This is a genomic window from Arthrobacter sp. BG5 (assembly GCF_056680155.1).
On record NZ_CM155268.1, the window covers coordinates 1893574 to 1912927 of the forward strand.

At 68.7% G+C, this 19354-nt stretch carries 17 protein-coding genes; 8 read left to right on the plus strand and 9 right to left on the minus strand.

The features are described from left to right. Positions 1 to 8: 8 nt before the first annotated feature. Positions 9 to 1121 (minus strand): iron-siderophore ABC transporter substrate-binding protein, encoded by a 1113-nt coding sequence (locus tag AC1MBE_RS08720; protein ID WP_479777363.1) that lies wholly within the window; start codon positions 1119 to 1121, stop codon positions 9 to 11. Between the two features lie 455 nt (positions 1122 to 1576). Here AC1MBE_RS08720 and AC1MBE_RS08725 point away from each other — a divergent pair, with 455 nt between their 5' ends. Then, positions 1577 to 2071 carry an FBP domain-containing protein gene (locus AC1MBE_RS08725; protein ID WP_479777365.1) on the plus strand — a complete coding sequence of 165 codons (495 nt, stop codon included), beginning with the start codon at positions 1577 to 1579 and terminating at the stop codon, positions 2069 to 2071. A gap of 93 nt (positions 2072 to 2164) precedes the next feature. On the opposite strand, the gene AC1MBE_RS08730 is transcribed toward AC1MBE_RS08725, so the two are convergent. The 3 genes from AC1MBE_RS08730 to AC1MBE_RS08740 are packed head-to-tail and all read right to left on the minus strand — an operon-like array spanning position 2165 to position 8084. Continuing rightward, entirely contained in the window at positions 2165 to 5659 is a 3495-nt protein-coding gene (locus tag AC1MBE_RS08730) for an ATP-binding protein (RefSeq protein WP_479777367.1), read from the minus strand. Next, complete coding sequence (locus tag AC1MBE_RS08735) at positions 5656 to 6633, minus strand: DUF4194 domain-containing protein (RefSeq protein ID WP_479777369.1); 978 nt, start codon at positions 6631 to 6633, stop codon at positions 5656 to 5658. The genes AC1MBE_RS08730 and AC1MBE_RS08735 overlap by 4 nt, the downstream gene beginning before the upstream one ends. Before the next feature lie 2 nt (positions 6634 to 6635). Continuing rightward, on the minus strand, positions 6636 to 8084 hold the full coding sequence (locus AC1MBE_RS08740; RefSeq protein ID WP_479777371.1) for a DUF3375 family protein: 1449 nt from the start codon (positions 8082 to 8084) through the stop codon (positions 6636 to 6638). Between the two features lie 261 nt (positions 8085 to 8345). Between AC1MBE_RS08740 and AC1MBE_RS08745 the strand changes: the two genes are divergently transcribed. The 3 genes from AC1MBE_RS08745 to AC1MBE_RS08755 all read left to right on the plus strand — a co-directional run bounded on the left by AC1MBE_RS08745 (position 8346) and on the right by AC1MBE_RS08755 (position 11754). Continuing rightward, a complete protein-coding gene (locus tag AC1MBE_RS08745; protein WP_479777373.1) occupies positions 8346 to 8660 on the plus strand; it encodes a hypothetical protein in 315 nt (104 codons plus the stop codon). 64 nt (positions 8661 to 8724) lie between these two features. Further along, positions 8725 to 10740 carry an acyl-CoA dehydrogenase family protein gene (locus AC1MBE_RS08750; RefSeq protein WP_479777375.1) on the plus strand — a complete coding sequence of 672 codons (2016 nt, stop codon included), beginning with the start codon at positions 8725 to 8727 and terminating at the stop codon, positions 10738 to 10740. 168 nt (positions 10741 to 10908) lie between these two features. After that, positions 10909 to 11754, plus strand: coding sequence for a YrzE family protein (locus tag AC1MBE_RS08755; RefSeq protein WP_479777377.1), 846 nt, complete (start codon positions 10909 to 10911; stop codon positions 11752 to 11754). On the opposite strand, the gene AC1MBE_RS08760 is transcribed toward AC1MBE_RS08755, so the two are convergent. Then, positions 11751 to 12179, minus strand: a complete 429-nt coding sequence (locus AC1MBE_RS08760) for a YchJ family protein (protein WP_479777379.1) — start codon at positions 12177 to 12179, stop codon at positions 11751 to 11753. The genes AC1MBE_RS08755 and AC1MBE_RS08760 overlap by 4 nt on opposite strands. Before the next feature lie 276 nt (positions 12180 to 12455). Between AC1MBE_RS08760 and AC1MBE_RS08765 the strand changes: the two genes are divergently transcribed. The 4 genes from AC1MBE_RS08765 to AC1MBE_RS08780 all read left to right on the plus strand — a co-directional run bounded on the left by AC1MBE_RS08765 (position 12456) and on the right by AC1MBE_RS08780 (position 16242). Further along, positions 12456 to 13112, plus strand: a complete 657-nt coding sequence (locus AC1MBE_RS08765; protein ID WP_479777381.1) for a hypothetical protein — start codon at positions 12456 to 12458, stop codon at positions 13110 to 13112. Between the two features lie 40 nt (positions 13113 to 13152). After that, positions 13153 to 14157 (plus strand): aldo/keto reductase family protein, encoded by a 1005-nt coding sequence (locus tag AC1MBE_RS08770; protein ID WP_479777383.1) that lies wholly within the window; start codon positions 13153 to 13155, stop codon positions 14155 to 14157. 3 nt (positions 14158 to 14160) lie between these two features. Beyond that, positions 14161 to 15015, plus strand: a complete 855-nt coding sequence (locus AC1MBE_RS08775; protein WP_479777385.1) for an SDR family oxidoreductase — start codon at positions 14161 to 14163, stop codon at positions 15013 to 15015. A gap of 129 nt (positions 15016 to 15144) precedes the next feature. Further along, positions 15145 to 16242, plus strand: a complete 1098-nt coding sequence (locus tag AC1MBE_RS08780) for a sulfite oxidase (protein ID WP_479782543.1) — start codon at positions 15145 to 15147, stop codon at positions 16240 to 16242. A gap of 15 nt (positions 16243 to 16257) precedes the next feature. On the opposite strand, the gene AC1MBE_RS08785 is transcribed toward AC1MBE_RS08780, so the two are convergent. From AC1MBE_RS08785 to AC1MBE_RS08800, 4 genes are all read right to left on the minus strand, one after another. After that, positions 16258 to 17037 carry an SDR family NAD(P)-dependent oxidoreductase gene (locus tag AC1MBE_RS08785; protein WP_479777387.1) on the minus strand — a complete coding sequence of 260 codons (780 nt, stop codon included), beginning with the start codon at positions 17035 to 17037 and terminating at the stop codon, positions 16258 to 16260. Positions 17038 to 17116: 79 nt separating this feature from the next. Beyond that, a complete protein-coding gene (locus AC1MBE_RS08790) occupies positions 17117 to 17947 on the minus strand; it encodes an anti-sigma factor (RefSeq protein WP_479777389.1) in 831 nt (276 codons plus the stop codon). Further along, the gene (locus tag AC1MBE_RS08795) at positions 17934 to 18509 is read right to left on the minus strand and encodes an RNA polymerase sigma factor (RefSeq protein ID WP_479777391.1); all 576 of its coding nucleotides are present in this window, start codon (positions 18507 to 18509) and stop codon (positions 17934 to 17936) included. Before AC1MBE_RS08795 ends, AC1MBE_RS08790 begins: the two co-directional genes overlap by 14 nt. 50 nt (positions 18510 to 18559) lie before the next feature. Next, positions 18560 to 19333, minus strand: coding sequence for a class F sortase (locus tag AC1MBE_RS08800; RefSeq protein ID WP_479777393.1), 774 nt, complete (start codon positions 19331 to 19333; stop codon positions 18560 to 18562). Positions 19334 to 19354 lie beyond the last annotated feature (21 nt).

Below are 19354 nucleotides of genomic sequence, written 5' to 3' on the forward strand. Positions count from 1 at the left end.
AACGGCTCCTACTTCACCGCGGCGGCGGCTTTGTCCGCCGCGCCCGCCAGCTGCGGCAGGAACCTGTCCAGCGCCCAGGGCAGGCTCAGCGGTGAGGACGCCGAGATGGACAGCGTGAGGGTGTTGTCCGAATCGGCGACGAGCGCGCCGCTCTTGAGGGCCGGAATCTGACCAAGCAGGGGGTCGTTCTTGATGGAATCGGCGGTTTTCGCATCGGGTACCCACGTCACAAAGACGTCGGAGCTGAGTTCGTTCGCCTTCTCGGCCGACCACGGGATGAAGAATTCCTTGGAGTTCCTGGAGTTCTCCTCCACCACGGGGGCCAGCTTCATGCCAATCTCGCTGAGGAACCGCGGGCGGTTGTCATTGGCGATGTAGACGTTGATTCCGTCGCTCTTGGCCGGCTCGAGGTTGCCGTAAATGAAGGTCTTACCGGCGAGCTGGGGGTACTGGGCGACCTTGTCCTTGATGGCTCCCTCGGTGTCGGCGATGAGCATAGAAGCCTCCGCCTCCTTGCCGAGCGCCTTGCCGATGATGGCCGTGGAATCCTGCCACGACGTTCCGTAGGCGACCTTGGGCTGGGCCACGACGGGGGCGATCTCACTGAGCTTCTTGTAGTCCTCCTCCGTCAAGCCGGAGTAAGCGCCGAGGATGACGTCCGGGTTGAGCTTGGCAATCTCGGTGAAGTTGATGCCGTCGGCCTCGGAGTACTGGGCCGGGGCCTTTGCCGAGCCGAACGCGGCGCCTGACTTGGCCAGCGCGGCATCCTTCCAGGGGGTGGACCCCTGGGCATTGCCGCCCCACTCGTTCTTCGGGACACCCACCGGGACCACGCCGAGGGCCAGGGCGACGTCGTCGTTGACCCAGGAAACCGTGACGACGCGCTGCGGCTGTTCCTTGATGGTTGTCTCGCCAAAGACGTTTTTGATGGTCACCGGGAACGCGGAGCCGGGACGCGGCGCAGCGGCGTCCGCCGCCGTCGAGGCTACCGGTCCGGTGGAACAGGCGCCCAGGCCCAGGCCGACGGCGGCCAGGAGAGCCGCCGCCCGGACGGCGCTCCTGCGGCTGGGGCGGCGGCCTCTGGACCGGCCGGCGGGAGGGGGAAAGACGGGGGAAGCCACGGAACTCCTTAGGTAAATGAAGCGAACCTAAGTAAGGGTAGCCTACCCTTTGTATAATTACGCAAGCTTTCAGTAACGTATTTATCTCGATGGTCGCACCACGAACCGGAGCAGGTAACTGGACAGGACTGCGCGGCTTTGCAAGGATGGGCCCGGCCGGAGGTTCGGAACCGGCCCGGAAATCAAAGCACGGTTAGTGGCACGGATTGATGGGGAAGTGAGCATGGGCATCACGATGATGACTGCTGCCGCGGTTAGCGGGGTGGCCGCTCTGGCCTGCTACGCGCCCGCACAGTCGCCAGCCCTTCCCGCAGGATCCACTCCCGCCGCGGACTGAGTCCACGGGAACGCCCGGTTTACACCGGAGTCGCGCAGGCTGGCACTCCCCTGCCCACCTCCCGCCCTGGCGCTATCTCGCCGCCGGCGGGAATCACTCGATTCCGAAAGACTCCGACATGCAAAAAATCACCGGACAGCAAGTCCGCTCATCGTTCATCAACGCGAGCCGGTCAGAAGCCGCGAAGCTCAACCTGCCCAAAAACTTCGACACCCTGGACTGGGAGGGCCTCGACTTCCTTGGCTGGCGCGATGCGAAGATGCCCCTGCGCGGCTACCTGCTGCTGCCCGGCCCGATGGAACCCACCGGAATCATGCTCCGGGCCCCTGAAGGCGGCGCCAAGAAGAACCGGTCCGTCCTGTGCGAGCTGTGCCGCGACATCCACTCCAGGGATGACGTCCTGCTGTGGGTGGCCAAGCGGGCCGGGCAGTCGGGCCGCAACGGCAACACCGTGGGCACTTTGATCTGCGCCGAATTCGGGTGCTGCCGCAACGTCCGGGTGGAACCCCCGGCCAACGAGATCAACCCGGACCCGGCCGCCGTCGTCCGCCGCCAGATCGACGGGCTGGTGGGCCGGACCGCCCAGTTCCTGGACCGCGTCCGCGGAACCTAGCCCCGGCAACAGCAACGCGGGGTCACTTACCGCCCATCCCGGAGAGATTTATGGACCGTAAGTGACCCCGCGTTGCTTGGAAAGGGTGCTGACTCAGCGCAGAACGATGTCCACCGGGTTCGCCTCGGAACGCCAGGCGCCCTCGGCGCCCGGGCCCGGGGCGATCACCGGCGCCGTCAGAACGCCGGAGCGGTTGGTCCGCTTGTCCCGCAGGATCTCGGTGACGGATCCGAGGTGCCGGGACAGGTCGATCACGTTTTCCGGCGCGGCCAGGAGCAGCTGGAAGCCGAATTCGTGCAACGCCTTGATGCCGGCACCGGCAAATTCCTCCGAGGCAAGCACAAAGGCCTCGTCCATCATGACGGTCCCGTAGGTGGTGAAGCCCTGCTCGGCGATGCCCAGCTGGTAGCTCAGCGCCGCGGCCATGATGAACGCGGTGAAGCGCTGCCGCTCACCGCCGGACATCGAGCCGGTGTCCGCGTGCATAAAGACCTCGGTCTTCGCTGCACGGTTCTTGCCGCCGCCCTTCGCTGCCGCCTTGGAACCGGAACCCTGCACCTCACGGTGCTCCTTGCACTGGATGAAGAGGTGGCCGCGAACGTCCAGTACCTCGGCGCGCCAGCGCCGGTCCTCGGGGGTCTGCGAGCCCAACCGCTTCACCAGCGTTTCGAGGGACTTGTAGCGGGTGGTGAGCTCGGCGTCGTCGTCGGAGTCCATCCCGGAGGCGCCGGCGGCCGCGGCAGCCCTCCCCGGCCGGGTGTGCCGGACCTTCAGCGCGTTCTGGATGGCGTCCTTGAACTGCTTCGCCGTGGCGGGCAGGGTCTGCTTGATGTCGAGTTCCAGGAAGCTGCCTTCATGGAAGTTCACCTGGGAGAGAATGCCGTTCAACGGCAGGATCCGGCTGGTGATGGAGCGGCGTTCCTCGTCCAGCAGGTGCAGGAGCGTGCTGAAGGATTCGTGGGTGCGCTGGTTGAAAAACTGCCGGAACTCGGCCTCCTGCGCGGGCAGCCCGTCACTGACGATCGCGTGGTAGCGGGCTTCGAACTCGCCCGCGGCGCCAATCGAGGTGCCGTGGTCGGCGGAGATGGCCGTGCCCCATTCGCGCACGAAGCCTTCGAAGATCCGGGTGAGCCGCTCCGAGGTGGCCTGCCCGCGGGATTCGGCCGTGTGCAGCTCGGCCAGCAGCCGGGTCCGGACCTGGTTGGCCAGGTTGTCCAGCTCGTGCATCTCCAGCACGTCGCCGAAGTCCGTGAAGTACGGCGCCAGCGCCTCAACCGTGGCGTCCGACGGCGGCTGCTGGGCCAGCCGCCGCCGCGACGCGTCCAGCAGCGAGTCCGCCGTCGTGAGCTGCGAGTCGAGGGCCTTGTATTCGCTCTGCAGCACGGCGGCGGCTTCAGTGCTGGACTGATGCCTCTGCCGGGCAGCCTCGATGTTGGCGCGCAGCGGTTCGAGATCGGCCTGCGCGGCGAGGGCGTCCCTGAGCCGCTGCTCGATCCGCGCGAGCTCGTCGGCGGCGACCGCCGCGGACACCTGCTGCCAGCTCCGGTGGTCCTCGGCCACGCGGCGCAGGGCGTCAAGCTGGCGGCTCATGCCCTGATGGGATTCTTCCCGGCTTTGCGCCAGTTCGGCGGCCTTGGCGAGTTCCTGCTGCAGGTCCTGCACCTGCGCGGCGACGAGTTCGAGCTTGGCGGCGTTGTCGAAGCCGAGGACGTAGTCCTGCCGGGAGGTGAACCGGTCGTCCTTTTCCACAGTGTGGCGGTTGCGCTTGACCACCCCGCCCAGGCTCAGACCCTTGTCCAGCCGGGCCAGCTCGTCCGGGTCCTCGACGCAGGGGTAGGCGAAATCGAGGGCGATCCGCTCCCGGATCCACTCGCCCGGCTCGGCGGCCGGCCCGGCGGTGAGGATGTCCAGCTTGCTCAGCAGGTCGCCGTCGGCCGCGTCCTGCACGGCCAGCGCGCCGCCCGCCAGGGGTTTGGAGACGTCCACGGCGCGCAGCGCCCCGCGGACCGGGTGGTCGTTGAGGTAGCGGGTGACGGCGGCAAAATGCTCGCCCGGGACGAGCAGGGTGGTGGCGAGGCTGCGCAACGCCCGCTCGGCCGCCGGACGCCACTGTTCGTGGCCCTCGGCGAGGTCAATCAGCTCGCCGCCGAAGGGCATCTGCTCCTCGGGGACGCCGGTGGCGGCCGCAATAGCGCTGCGGTTTTCAATGCTCGACGGCGGCAGCAGGGACTTGCGCGTCTTGAGCGAGACGAGTTCCTGCTGGGCCGCCGCGAGCTCCCGCTTCCTGGTCGCGTGGGAGTCAAACGCCTCGAACCGCAGCTCCTTGAGCGCCTCCGAGTCGTCCTTGAGCTCGGCCGAGCGTGCGGCGGCCTGCTCGTGCGCCTGCTCCCAGCCGGCGGCGCTCCATTCGAGCTCCAGGCCGGCATCGGTGAGGGCCTTGCGGGCGGATTCCTCGACCTGCTCGCGGAGTTTGAGGCCCACCCGGGCGTTCTCCAGCGACTGTTCGATCGCGGAGATGGCGTTGCCGCCCTGGTTGTTGTAATCCGTTTCGAGTTGGCGCAGCTCCTTGGCGAGGCCGTCACGGACGCTCCGTTCGGCGCCGAGTTCCTTGGCTTTCGCCTGCGCCAGGGCCTTGAAGCGCTCCAGGGTCTCCTCGTGCACGGTGACGGCCAGCTGCTGCTTGTAGGCCTCGAATTCCTCGCCCGCGAGGTCCCGCAGCCGGTTGGCGTCGAGCAGGGACTGCGCATACTCCTTGTTCAGCCCGGGGACCGGAGCCAGCTGGTCGCGCTGCTGCCGGACGTCCTCCAGCCGCTGCCGGATGGACATCAGGTTGCTGAATTCCTCGACCACGTCGTCCGCGGCGGCCAGCGTGGCGGGCGCATCCAGCACCTGGTCGCGGAAGAAGGTGTTGACGCTGCCGCCGAGGCCCTTGCCGGCCTGGATGACGCGCAGCAGCGGCAGGGCCTGGTCCGAATTGATCCCCAGCAGGCGCCGGAAACGCTCGGCGAAGGCCTTGTGCACGTCGAAAATCTGCGCCTCGGGGAAAATCGCCTCCAGCGCCGACTTGGTGAACCGCTTCTCCGCGATGCCCTCGACCGCGGCCAGGTCCAACGGCTTGTTGTCGATCACGTAGTACCGGCCCACGCTGGACTCGGTGCCGTTCTTGGGCAGGTCGAACAGCGCGGAGACCGTCACCCGGGTGCCCGCGGCGTTGTCGAACGTCAGGGCGACGGCGGACCAGGTGGCGCCGGGACGCTGGAAGGCACTGGCCGAGCCCTCGCCGACGGCCTTGTCCCCCACCTTGCCGCGCATGTACGTGAACGTGGTCCGCTTGTCCTCGACTGCCCCGCCGGCGCGCTGGGCGGCGGCCTCGTTGGAGCGCGGCCGGGCGTCGAAAACCCGCAGCATCGCGTCGAACAGCGTGGACTTGCCGACGCCGGAATTGCCGGTCAGCAGGGTGCCGTTGCGGTCCACGTGCATCGTGTGGGCGCCATGGAAGGTGCCCCAGTTGACCACCTGGACGAGGGCGAGGCGCATCTGGCCGGGGTTCGTGAGCTCACCCAGTGGCAGCATGGTCGCGATACTCACTTGGTTGCCTCCGTGTCGTTGGCGGGGCTGGGTGACGACGACGGCGATGCCGCCCCCGCCCCTTCGCCGGACGGCCCTGCTGCAAGCAGCAGGCCGTCCGGCTCCGACAGGCCCGATGCCACTCCCGGGGCGGCATCGCCGTCGTCGTCGTTGTTCAGCTCACCTTGGGCGTCGGGGGCGGCATCGCCGTCGTCGTCCGAGTCGTCCTCTGCGGGGTTGCCGCCGTCGAGGTCCAGGAGGGGTTCTGTGCCGGCGGGGTCGGTGGAGGCGGCGATGAGGGCTTCTATTTGGGCCGGGATGTCGCCGATGTTTTCGAAGGGGAGCGCCAGCGGGAGGGCGTTGGAGATGGTGTAGACCTCGTCCAGGCCGGTGGGGAGGAGGAGCTGGCGGGCCAGGAGCTTGGTGATGGCGCGGTTGACGACGTCGGAATCGCGCAGCGCATCCTGCTGGCCGGCGGGCTGGTAGTGGGCCACCAGGTCGGCGATTTCCTCGCGCGTGATCGTGGGATCGGTCTGGGCGGTGACGTGGCGGTCCAGGAGCAGGCGCAGGCGCAGCAGCACGATGGTTTCGACCCGGCTCAGGGTCCGCTGCTGGCGCAGGATGCTGGAGCGGGTGCTGCCGCCGATCGCCTCGGGATCCACCGGGCGCAGCACCGCCACCTTGCGCTCGTGGTCCAGCTGGAGGGTCAGGAACAGCTCGGAGAGCCGGCTGCGCAGGATCAGCTGGTTGTCCAGCAGGGTGGTCCACAGCTTTTCGTCCCGGCCGCCGTCGATGTACGGGCCCTTCAGGAGTTTCACCAGGGCCTGGCGCACCTTCATCGGCAGCACGCCGGTATCCCCCGGGAAGAGGGCGGCGCCGTCGACGAAGGTATCCCGCGGGGTGACGGTGAAGGGATCAGCGGGCACGTGTGCCGGCGCCTGCTGGGGCTCCTGATCCGGTTCCGCGCCGGGCGCTTCCGGGGAAAGTTCGGTCATCTTCAATCCTTCTTGAGCGTGACGACGGGCAGGTAGGCGGTGCGGGTGGAGCCGTCGATTTGTTCGAAGTCCAGCGGCTCCCAGGCCTCGCGGTCGAAGCCGGCGCCCTGGTGCAGTGCGTGCGAGAGCAGGGCACGGATGGAGTTGATGTGGCGCTCCTCCTCCGGCAGCTGTTGCCAGGCTTCGGTGAGGGTGGATGCGCCGGCGACGGCGGTGCGGATCGCCTCGGGGCGGGCCTTGCCGGTCCGCGGCGAGCGCACCCGGTCCGAGTCACTGAACGCGATCGGGTCGGCCAGCTTCGGCGGCGCGGCGAACTCGTCCGGGTCAAACAGCTTGACCATGGCCAGCGATTCGAAGCCGGCGTTGAAGAGCACCGGGCCGCGGACCAGGCCGGGGCGCTCGCGCTCGTAGGGTAGCGAGCGGATCGCCTGTTCGGCTTCGCGCAGCACTTTTCGGAGCCGGACGGACTGGCGGTAGTCGTCGCTCTGGACGTAGGTGTTGAGGCTCTCGCTGAGCTTGCCGTAGATCCGCTGGATCTGGCTGTGCTGGCTGCGCAGTTCGGCCACCAGGTTCTTCAGTGTCTCCCGCTCGTCCTGGCTGAGCTCGTCCGCGAACTGCCGGCTGAGCACTTCCCCGATCGCCGACCGGAAGCGCAGCTGCTGCTGCGGGTCCTCCAGGAACGCGGTGAAGGACCGGAACGTCCTGCCCTCCGGGCTCTGCCGGAGCCGCTTGTCCGCCTCCAGCACCTGCGCCATGGTGGCGCCCTTGCTGAGGGATTCCTCGATGATCTGGTTCCGGAGCTCGCCCACCAGCTCCTCGATCCGGTCACGCATCTTCTTGTAGTCCGCGGGCAGGCTCGCGGCGAGGTCTAGGATGTTGCCGGCCGCCTCCACGGCTTCCTCGTCGTCAAGCAGCCCGTCGAACTCCCCCGAGCTGATCTCCTCAATCAGCTGGCGGCGTTCGCCGATCTCTTCTTCCAGGGACTCCAGCCGGGCGCTCTGGTCCGGGTTGGTCTCGTTGGCGAGCTTTTCGACGTCGCCCAGCAGCGTGCCGAGCCGCGATCCGTTGAGCGTGGAGCGTTCGCTGGAGAGGCTGTCCAGGAAGGCGAGGACACGGGCCGCGGGCTCGGTGACCTCGTACACGATCTGGCCGGACTGGTTGCGCCGGGTCAGGAAGTTCTTGCGGGTCCATTCGTCGCCGAAACTCTTGCCGTTGGCGGAGCCGCCCAGCCCGGGGTCCTGGCGGCGGAGCTGCTCAAGGAAAGCGTCGACGTCGGCGTGGAACTGTTCCAGCGGCAGCTGCGGCCGCGTGCGGGTGAAGGAGGCCTGCAACACGGCAATCACCCACGGCGCCGAACGGGTCAGGGCCCACGCCGGCCCTTTGGTGAGGAGTTCGAGGTCCCTGAGCCGGGCGCTGATGGCGTCGGCGGAGGACACAGCGGAACGGGACACGCAGATCTCCAATCGCTGCCGGGGTGGGGGTCGGGCAGCGGGTCAAAGAAAAACTGCCAACTACAAGGTTAACGCAGGGCCTTCCGGATCCCGGCTGTCGCTGCCGGTGACGTTGCCGCGACCTCTCCGTGACCTACGCCCGGGTAGCATTTCGATCCCGTATCAAGGGCTCCCGACGCGCCCCGCGACTCTGGCAGCGTCCGCTCCGGCACCCTACGCTCGGCCTACTGGTTCAGCCGAAGCGACGGTGCAGGAGGAAGAATGCAGTTCGATCTAAGCGCGGTGGAAACGGGCACCCTGGTGTTTTTCGGAACGCTGGTTTTCGCCCTCGTGATAGCCCTCTTCATCATGGTCGCGGCCTTCGCGGCGCTGGTGCTGGTGGGGGTGGGGCGGCTGGCCTGGTTCCTCGCGGCGGGCGCGCTGCTCGGCCTGGTCCATGGCATCAACACCGGCTGGGACCGGCTGCTGCACCACGCCTCCACCGTGGAGCTCCCGGGTGAGTTCCCCGGCGAGCTAATAGGGCAGTCCTCCCCTAGTACGGGCACCTACCCGCGGGTAGTATTGCGGGACAGCTGAAGGGTCCTCCACCCGCGGCGGATCCAGGGCTCGAGCCGGACAACCCGGTTAGAGGAGATGCCCAATGAGCTCCGCCGTCGACAATCCAGCCACCGACGATCCGGCCACCGACAGCCCCGCCGCCGAAGTCCCGGTGGACGCGCAGAAGATCGGTCCCGACGCCACCGCCGCCGATGCCCGGGCCATCGCCGAGGCCGCCCGCGAAACCAGCTGGGACCGGCCCAGTTTCGCCAAGGGCCTCTACCTCGGCAGCTTCGACCTCAGCCTCATCCACCCCTGGCCGCAGGCGCCGGCGGACGACGTCGAACGCGGCGAGGCGTTCATGGAGCGGCTCACCGCCTACTGCCGGACCATGTCCGGGCGCACCATTGAGCGCGACGCCAAGATCCCCGACGAATACCTGTCGGGGCTGGCCGGCCTCGGCGTCTTCGGGATGAAGATTCCCCGCGAATACGGCGGCCTGGGCCTGTCCCTGGTGTACTACGGCCGGGCGCTGGCGCTGCTGGGCTCGGTGCACCCCAGCCTCGGCGCGCTGCTCTCCGCGCACCTGTCCATCGGCGTTCCCGAGCCGGTGAAGGTCTTCGGCACGCCGGCGCAGAAGCAGGAATACCTGCCGCGCTGCGCCGCCGGGGCCATTACCGCGTTCCTGCTGACCGAGCCCGACGTCGGCAGCGACCCCGCCCGGATGGGAGCGACCGCTGTTCCCTCCGAAGACGGGGAATCCTACGTGATTGACGGCGTGAAACTTTGGACCACCAACGGGGTTATCGCCGAACTGGTGGTGATCATGGCAGTGGTCCCCGCCCGCACTGACGCGGACGGCACCGTTCACAAAGGCGGCATCAGCACCTTCGTCGTGGAGATGGACTCCCCCGGCATCACGGTAGAAAACCGCAATGCCTTCATGGGCCTGCGCGGCATCGAAAACGGCGTCACCCGCTTCCACAAGGTCAGGGTGCCCGCGGCGAACCGGCTGGGCCGCGAAGGCCAGGGCCTGAAGATCGCGCTCACCACGCTTAACACCGGCAGGATCTCCATTCCCGGGCTCTGTGTTGGCTCCGGGCGGTGGAGCCTGAAAATCGCCCGCGAATGGTCCAACGCCCGCATCCAGTGGGGCCGTCCGGTGGGCAGGCACGAGGCGGTGGGCAAGAAGATCGCCTTCATCGCGGCGAGCGCCTTCGCACTCGAAGCGGTCTTCGAACTGTCCGCCGAACTGGCCGACGCGGGGCAGAAGGACGTCCGGATCGAGGCCGCCCTGGCCAAGCTCTGGTCCACCGAGATCAGCTGCCGGATCGCCGACGAACTGGTGCAGATCCGCGGCGGCCGGGGTTTTGAGACGGCCGATTCACTGGAGGCCCGGGGTGAGCGCGCCGTCCCGGCCGAGCAGCAACTGCGGGACCTGCGGATCAACAGGATCTTTGAGGGATCCTCGGAAATCATGCGGCTGCTGATCGCACGCGAAGCCGTGGACGCGCACCTGGCCGCTGCGGGCGCTCTCGCCTCGGAAGACGCCAGCCTGTCCGAGAAGGCGCGGGCCGCCGTCGGCGCCTCGGGCTTCTATGCCCGCTGGCTGCCCAAGCTGGTGGCCGGCACCGGCATGGATCCGCGTTCCTACGGCGATTTCGGCCGGCTCGCCAGGCACCTGCGGTTTGTGGAACGGGCGTCGCGGCGGCTGGCGCGGCAGACCTTTTACGGCATGGGCCGCTGGCAGGCGAAGCTGGAGCACAAGCAGGCGTTCCTGGGCCGGATCGTGGATATCGGGGCCGAGTTGTTCGCGATGGCCTCCTGCTGCTCGCGGGCCGAAATGCTGCTGCGGACCTCCCCGGAACGCGGCGCCTCCGCCTACCAACTCGCCGACGCGTATTGCGAGCAGGCGCGGGTGCGGGTCGAGGAATATTTCGACCAGCTCTGGCGCAACACCGACGACGGCGACCGCTCCCTGACCCGCCAGGTTCTGGCCGGGGACTTCGAGTGGCTGGAGGCGGGGGTGCTGGACCAGTCCGAGGGGACCGGCCCCTGGATCGCGGACGCCAGCCCGCGCGCCTCGGTGAAGGAAAACCTGCACCGAAAGTATCGCTGACGTGCGGCGATGCCCTGCTCCCTCGGGTCCCGCAGTAAATAGTAAGTATCCTTGCTATTTGGGACGCTGCCGTGGTTAGGTGATGGCAAGACCTGATGACGGTCGAAGCATTGCAGTGCCCGGGCCAAACACCGAGTCCGGGTCAATCAATGAAAGCGAGCAGCCATCATGAGCAGCACAGCAGGCCCCGAAGACCTCCCCCGCCGCGCCCGCGACGACGACGGAACGGTTGAGAGGGACGGCCGGATCCACGATGCCCGCCAGAACGGCCCCGACGATCGCGCAGAACTCCGCGCCGAGCGCGCCGCCGACACCCGCGCCTTCCCCGCCGCCCCGGTGGCCGGCGCGGGCACGGCCGGCCGCGACGACCGGCCGATCCACGGCACCCGCGACGACAGCTATGTCAATGACAACGTCGTGGACGAGATCCCAACCCGCGAGACAGTGGTGGCCAGGGAGAAAGAGCAGTTCGGCGGCATCAAGATCGGCTCCGCGTTCTTCGGCTGGCTCGCAGCCACCGGCATGGCCGTGCTGTTGACCGCGCTGGTCGCCGCCGCCGGCACCGCCGTCGGCCTCGCCACCAACACCAACGTCAATGAGGCCGTCAACCAGGCCTCACAGAACCAGAGCGTGGGAATCGCCGGCATCATCGCCCTGCTCGTGGTCCTCTTCGTGTCCTACTACTGCGGCGGCTACGTGGCCGGCCGGATGGCCCGTTTCAACGGCGCCCGCCAGGGCCTGATGGTGTGGATCTGGGCGCTGATCGCGGCCATCGTCGTCGCCATCCTTGCCATGACCGCCGGACAGCAGTTCAACGTCCTCGCAAATCTGAACAGCTTCCCGCGCATCCCCGTCAACGAGGGCGACCTCACCGCCACGAGCATGATCGCCGCGGTCGTCGTTGCTGTGGTGGCCCTCATCGGCGCCATGCTCGGCGGCCTGGCTGGTATGCGCTTCCACCGCAAAGTGGACCGCGCCGGCTTCACCCCGGTGGAAACCGTCGAAGAACGCTAGGCGAGTCTGAGGGCGTCGACGTAGTACCAGCGTCGGTCCTCGCGGACGAACCGGCTTGTTTCGTGGTGCACGCCCCGCTCACCGTCGTGCCGGTAATACGCCTTGAACTCGACGGTGCCCTCGGTGTCCAAAGGGCCGCCCCGGTGCGTGGAGACAACGTCCAGCCGCCGCCACTGCATCGCCGGATCAAGCTCCAGCTGCGCCGGCCGGGTGTCCGGATTCCAGGTCCGCAGCAGATACCCGGCGTCGAGCACCACGAACGCGCTGTAGCGGGAGCGCATCAGCTGCTCCGCGGTGGGCGCTTCGGCGTCCCCGCGGTGGAATCGGCCGCAGCAGTGGTCGTACTGCTCGCCGGACAGGCACGGGCAGTTGCCCCGGTAGGTGGCTCCATGAGGCTCGGAGTTGTCGGCCTGGGCGTACGTCACGAGGGTCCTTCCGGCGGGGCCGGGCTACCCCGGCGTGGGCTCCCTTCCGACTATAGACGGCCGCGCGGGAGGGCCCAGCCGTGGGGACGGACCAGACCAATAAGGGCCGCGAGCCTCGTGTGCGCGGAGGCCGAAGGTATCAGCTTGGACACATAGTGACGCGCAGGGCTATTCCCCGCGTGTCCGTTTGAAATAGTCCGTATGGTTAAGGAGGGCTGTTGCCCGGCGAAACGATTGCGGCACGGACCTCACTGCAGGCTGGAACGGAGAGGCGAAGTGGAAGACCCAACAACGATCGCCATGAACCTGACCTTCTTCGGCACCCTTGGTGTTGGCCTCGTGATGTTCGTCGGCGTCTTCCTCGCCTTTGTCATCACCTTGCTGATTGCCGGCCTCGGCCGGCTGCTGGCCACGGTCGCCATGGGCCTGTTCCATGGGGTGAAGCACCTGCGTGCACCGGCCGACCGGACCGCAAGCTCCGCCGCCGGCGGCACGGAAGCCCCCGGCACCGCCGGAGCCCCGGCGCCCGAACCCGCGTCCCCGCTGACCCCCGCGAAGACGGCCAAGCCCGCCAAGCCGGCGCGCAGCGAGCCCCAGCTGTCCCGGGACTGGGTTGCCGCCGTCGAGAGTGCCAATGCCCGCGCCGCCGCCCGGGCCAAGGCCGACGCCGCGCCCGAGGTCAAGGTTTCGGTCCGCGAGTTGCCCAGCCCGAAGGCCCCGGCACAACAGATCCGGCAGGTAGGGCCCCTGGTCGAGTCCGCGACGGATCGGAACGGCGCCCCCACGCCCGCGCCGCGCGCCTTTACGAAACCACCGGTTCCGGCCAAAAGCCCCGTTCTGGACACCGGATCGCTGGCCATGCTCAAGAACCAGCCGGCGCAAAAGGGCCAGCGGCAGAGCCCGCGGCAAAACACGGACCGCAAGGCCAGCTGATCCCTTACCCCGACCCGGCATCTGGGCTACGTTGGAACCCATGGAATTCAGATACCTCGGGCACAGCGGCTTCAAGATCTCGGAAATCACCTTCGGCAACTGGCTCACCCACGGCTCGCAAGTCGAAAACGACGTCGCCACCCAGTGCGTGCGGGCGGCCCTCGACGCCGGGATCAGCACCTTCGACACTGCGGACGTCTACGCCAATACCGCCGCGGAATCGGTCCTGGGCGAGGCCCTGAAAGACGAGCGCCGCGAATCGCTGGAAATTTTCACCAAGGTCTTCGGGCCGACCGGACCCAAGGGCCACAACGACCTTGGACTTTCCCGCAAGCACATCATGGAATCCATCAACGGCTCCCTGTCCCGGCTGCAAACGGACTACGTGGACCTCTACCAGGCCCACCGCTACGACTATGAGACGCCGCTGGAAGAGACCATGCAGGCGTTCGCCGACATCGTCCGGCAGGGCAAGGCGCTGTACATCGGCGTCAGTGAGTGGACGGCCAACCAGATCCGCGACGGCCACGCCCTCGCCAAGGACCTCGGCTTCCAGCTGATCTCCAACCAGCCGCAGTACTCCATGCTGTGGCGGGTCATCGAGGCGGAAGTGGTCCCGACGTCGGAGGAGCTGGGCCTGTCCCAGATCGTCTGGTCCCCCATGGCCCAGGGCGTGCTCAGCGGCAAGTACCACCCCGGCAAACCCGCCCCGGAAGGCAGCCGTGCCACCGACGCCAAGGGCGGCGCCCGGATGATCGAGCGCTGGATGTCCGACGAGGTCCTGACCGGCGTGCAGCAGCTCAAGCCGATCGCGGAGGAGGCCGGGCTGACCATGGCCCAGCTGAGCATCGCGTGGGTGCTGCAGAACAAGAACGTCGCCTCGGCGATCATGGGCGCGTCCCGGCCGGAGCAGATTGCCGGCAACGTGGCAGCGGCGGGGGTGAAGCTGGACCCGGCCATCATGGACAAGATCGACGCCGCGATCGGGTCCCTTGCCGAACGGGATCCGGCCCAGACCAAGTCCCCGGCTTCCCGCGAGGCCTAGTCCATGCAGACGCTGCCTGAACTCGCCGTCACCGGGTCCACCGGCCAGCTCGGCGGCCAGGTGGCCCGGTTGCTGGCCGGCGCGGGCAGCGCGCAGCGCCTTCTGGTGCGCGACGCCGGCCGCGCGCCGGCGCTCGACGGCGGCGTTCCCGCCGTCGCCAGCTACGCGGACGCCGCCCAGGCGCGGGCCGCCCTTGCCGGGGTAAAGACGCTGTTTATGGTCTCCGCCGCGGAGGCCGAGGACCGGCTGCAGCAGCACTATGCCTTCGTCGACGCGGCGGCGGACGCGGGCGTGCAGCACATCGTGTACACCTCGTTCTTCGGCGCAGCCCGGGATTGCACCTTTACTTTGGGACGGGACCACTACGCCACCGAGCAGCGGATCAAGGCCTCCGGCATGGACTACACGATCCTTCGGGACAACTTCTACCTGGACTTCCTGCCGCTGCTGGCCGGTGAGGACGGGGTGATCCGCGGCCCCGCCGGCAACGGCGTCATGGCAGCGGTGGCCCGCGCGGACATCGCCCGCTCCGCCGCGGCGGTGCTGCGCGATCCGGCGCTGCACGTGGGCCGGAGCTACGACCTGACCGGCCCGGAGGACATCTCGCTGGCCGCGGCCGCCGGGCAGCTGACCGCCGGCACGGGACGCACCATCAGGTTCCACAACGAAACCCTCGAGGAGGCCTACGCCTCCCGGGAACCCTACGGCGCGCCGCGGTGGCAGGTGGACGCCTGGGTCAGCACCTATACCGCCATAGCCGCCGGCGAGCTCGCGGGGCCGACGTCGGCCGTGCACGAACTGACCGGTCGGGAACCGCTGGGACTCGCGGACTTCCTGGCCGAGGCCCGCTCACTCTAGGGCGGCAGGCCGGGGTCCGTGGCCCGGTATTGACGCTTTCCGGACAGCGGCGTAGACCTGAAGGCAGGCGAACCCGCACAGAATCGCAGTCCGATGCACAAACAATTGTCCAAGCACACCTCACCTGTTATGGCACGGCGCCGGCAAACGCAGCAGCTCGCAGCGCATCCCGGCGAACCCAGCCACGGACCGCTGACAGCCGAAGAGCTGCAGCTTGCGGTGCGGAACCATTCAATGCCGCTCGAGGCCCTCCGGAACGACATAACACCGCCCGGACTGCACTACCTGCTGGACCACTTCGACATCCCGGCCATCGACGGGGACCGCTGGCACCTGCGGATCGGCGGCGCCGTGCAACGGTCGCTGGAACTCAACCTCCGCGCCCTCCGCCGCGCGCCGAGCATCAGCGTCCCGGTCACGCTGGAATGCGCCGGAAACGGCCGGTCCCTGCTCAAGCCGCGGCCGCTGAGCCAGCCCTGGATGCTGGAGGGCGTCGGCACCGCCGTCTGGACCGGTGTGCCCCTGGCCTACCTGCTGAGCCAGGCCGGCGTGGACGAGGACGCAGTCGAGGTGGTCTTCACCGGGGCCGACGCCGGGATCCAGGGCGGCGTGCGCCAGCAGTTCGCGCGGAGCCTGCCGGTCAGCGAGGCGCTGCGCCCCGACGTCGTGCTGGCCTACCGGATGAACGGCGCCGAGCTACCAGCGCAGCACGGCTACCCGCTGCGGCTGGTGGTTCCGGGCTGGTACGGCATGGCGAGCGTCAAGTGGCTGTCCTCGATCAAGGTGCTGCCCGGGCCGTTCGATGGTTTCCAGCAGTCCGTCGCGTACCGCTACCAGCAGGATGCGGACGACGCCGGCACGCCGGTCACGTGGATCAAGGTCCGCGCACTGATGGTTCCGCCGGGCATCCCGGACTTCTTCACCCGGCACCGGGTCCTCCCCGCGGGCCCGGTGATGCTGACCGGACGGGCCTGGTCCGGCCACGGCGCGGTGCAGCGGGTCGAGGTGGGGATCGACGGCAAATGGGCCTCCGCGCAGCTGGAGCACCCCGCCGCGCCCTTCGCCTGGTCCGCCTGGTCCATGCCGTGGGTGGCGGACCCCGGGCAGCACGAACTGTCCTGCCGCGCCACGGACGCCAGCGGCGCCACCCAGCCACTGGAGCCGGTCTGGAACTACCAGGGCATGGGCAACAACGCGGTTCAGCGGATCAAGGTCACGGTGGAATAAGCGGGCTCCGGTGCGCTAGTAGTCCACGATCGCGCCGCTGGAGATGTTGATGGTGGCATCGGTGATGGCGCCGGCCTTGTCCGAGGCAATGAAGCAGGCCACGTTGCCGACGTCCGCCAGGGTGGCCGTGCGGTTCAGGTGGGCCGCCCTGGCGATTTCCACCACGATCTCCTCCCGTCCCTCCACCTGCCAGGGGATGGTTTCGATGATGCCGCCGCTGACCATGGTCACAACGCGCACGCCGGACTTGCCCAGTTCCAGCGCCCACTGCCGCCGCAGCCCCTCCATTGCGTCGAGGGCCACCTTGAAGCCGCCCAGCCCGGCCAGCGTCTGCGGGCCCGAGCCGCCGAACATCAGCACAACGCCGGACTTCTGCTTGATCATGTAGCCCGCCGCGGCCCGGGTGGTCAGGAAGTGCGTGCGGGTGGCCAAAGAGATCGGCTGGGTGAAGTCGTTGACATCGATCTCCATGAGCGGCTGCTGGATGTCCCCGAAAGAGATGACGTTGAAGGATATGTCGATCCGCTTGGTCTTCTTGGCCACGGCCTCCACGAAGCCGTCCACCTGCTCCTCGTCCAGGGCGTCGACGACGGCGGTCTCCGCGGTTCCGCCTTCCTCCCTGATGTCCCGGGCGACTTTCTCCAACGGGGATTCGGTGCGCCCGGCGAGATAGACCGTGGCGCCCTCGGCCGCGAAGGCCCGCGACACCGCTCCGCCGATCGCGCCGCCGGCGCCGTAGACCAGCGCCGTCTTGCCCTGCAACAGGCCGCCAGCCGGCACCTGGTTCGTCAGCATGTCCCTGCCTCCCGCCGCGGAGTGGTGAATTCCCTCAACTATGTTCCCGCCGGGGTCCGGTGGCAAGGGGACGAACGGCTCAGGACACGAGGGTTCCGCGCACAATGCTCACGCTGGAGTGCGCGGGATTGCCGTCCACCGGTTCATCGGACACGTCCACGATCGGATAATCGCTCAGGTCCAGGCCCGCCGGCACCGGGAAGGTGCCGGAATCGGAGGTCATGACGCCCAGGCTCACCAGCTTGGACAGGTCCGGCGCGATCAGCCACACCTCCTGGTAACCCCTGGCCTCGTTCTTGTTGACCTGGACTTCCAGGGTGCGCTGTCCGTCCTTCGCCTCCACGACGCGGGCCGACCCGGTGGCGGAGTGCTGATCGACCGGGGCGAGCTCGGCGCGGGCCAGTGGGGTCACCTGCGCCTGGTTCTGCTGCATGGACCAGAAAACTCCCGCCGCCAGCAGTGCTGTGGCCGCGGCGGCCGCCAGCCACACCCCCGGCCGGCGGAACCAGCCACGCCCTGCGCCGGGTCCCCGCTTCCCGCCGCCACTTTCGCCCCGGGGCGGAAGCGGCGTGACCGAACCCGACGGCGTCGGGCGCTCATCGGTCGGCGACCCCGGGCGCTCATCGGTCGGCGATGCCGGGCGCAATTCCGACGGCGCCGGGGACCCGAGCGGATCGGCGGCGACGGCGGCGGAAAGGCCCAGCGCGCTGTGGATTCCCGCCCACACCTGTGGTCCCGGCGCTTCGAGCGCACTGGTGTCCGGTCCGGGCCTGGCCGCGACTACGGCGCGCCGGAGCCCTGCGTAGTCTGCTGCGCAGCTGGCGCAGGAGCGGAGGTGGTCCGCGGCGTCGTCTCCGAGCTCCTCGCCAAGGGCCAGCAGGCTCAGGGACTCCGGATCAAGATGTTGCACGGTCTACCTCCAATCGGCTTCTGAGCTGGGACAGGCTGCGGCGGATGTGGCTCTTGACGGTACCAAGCGGCAGGTCCAGTTTCTGTGAGATCTGCGAGTGCGTCAGGTCGTCGTAGAAGGCCAGCTTAAGAATGGACCCTTGCGGTTCGCCCAGCCGCTCCAGTTCCCCGTCCAGCAGCAGCCGGTCGGCCAGCAGCTCCGCCGCTGCGTGCCCGGCGGACTGTTCCGGGTCCGGTGATAGCTCGACGGCGGCCAGGACCTTCCGGGTTTCCCGCGTCGAGGCTGCCTGGGCGTCCGTGATGACATTCCGGGTGATGCCCACGATCCACGCCGGCAGCCGCGCCTTCGAGGGGTCGAACGCGGACCGCGAGCGCCAGACACGGATAAAGACTTCCTGGGTGGCGTCGTCGGCTGCGGCGTTATCGCGCAGCGAGCGCAGCGCCAGGGTATGGACCATGGGCGAGAATTGCCGGTACGCCTCTGCCAGCGCGGCTTCGTCACCGGCGGCGAACGCTTCGTTCAGCCGCGCGTCCCAGGCGGAGGGGGACTCGAAAGGTGCCAAGCCCGGCTCCTTCCCCCTGCTGGTGGCGACGATGAGCGCTGCGTCCTGGATCACGCCGGCACCGCCGTGACAATCACATTGTCGCCGTAGTCCTGTTGTTCGTCCAGCCATCTGCCGCCGCAGGTCACGAGCTTCAGCTGGGGCGGTCCGTCGCGGCGGAACACCGACGCGCCGTCGAACGCCTCCTTGGCCATGAGTTCCACCCGGGTCACCCGGAAGGTCAGCGGCGGCGCTCCTTGCCGCTGGACCGTCACGAGGGTGCCGGCCGGGAGCGACTTGAGTTGGGAGAACGGCGCCGAATCGGAGGTGGTGTCAACGTGCGCCGCCACCACGGCGGTGCCGGCGGCGGCTCCGGGAGCCGGTCCGAAGCGGTACCACCCTGCCTGGTCGAAGGGCTCCGGGATCTCCATGGCCCCGTTCGGGCTCACGCCCACTTCGACGACCGCCATGTTGGTGATACTGGTGCCCGCCACACTGAGGAAGCGCGGGGCCGGGTTCTTGGCCGCCTGTGCCCGCGGGGCGGCCGGGCGGACAGCGATGCCGGACTTCGGGACGGAGCGGGCAGCGGGCCGCGCCGGCGGCTTACTTGGCTGCTGGGCGGTTCGCTCCGGCGGCTGGGCTGGGGCCGCGGCGCTTCGCTCCGCCACCGGAGCTGGCGGGGCGTCGGCCCCCGGGGGCGCAGCGCAACCTGCGATCAACAGCACCACCATGATGGCGGCGGCCGCAATCCGCGCAGCGGGCCGCCTTGCAGCAGTCCGCCTTGCTTCAATCCGCAAAGCGGGAGCGGAGCGGCGTCCGGTGGCCTCCGTCGTCGTGCGCATCATGTCCGTCCTCCTGGCGTGGTG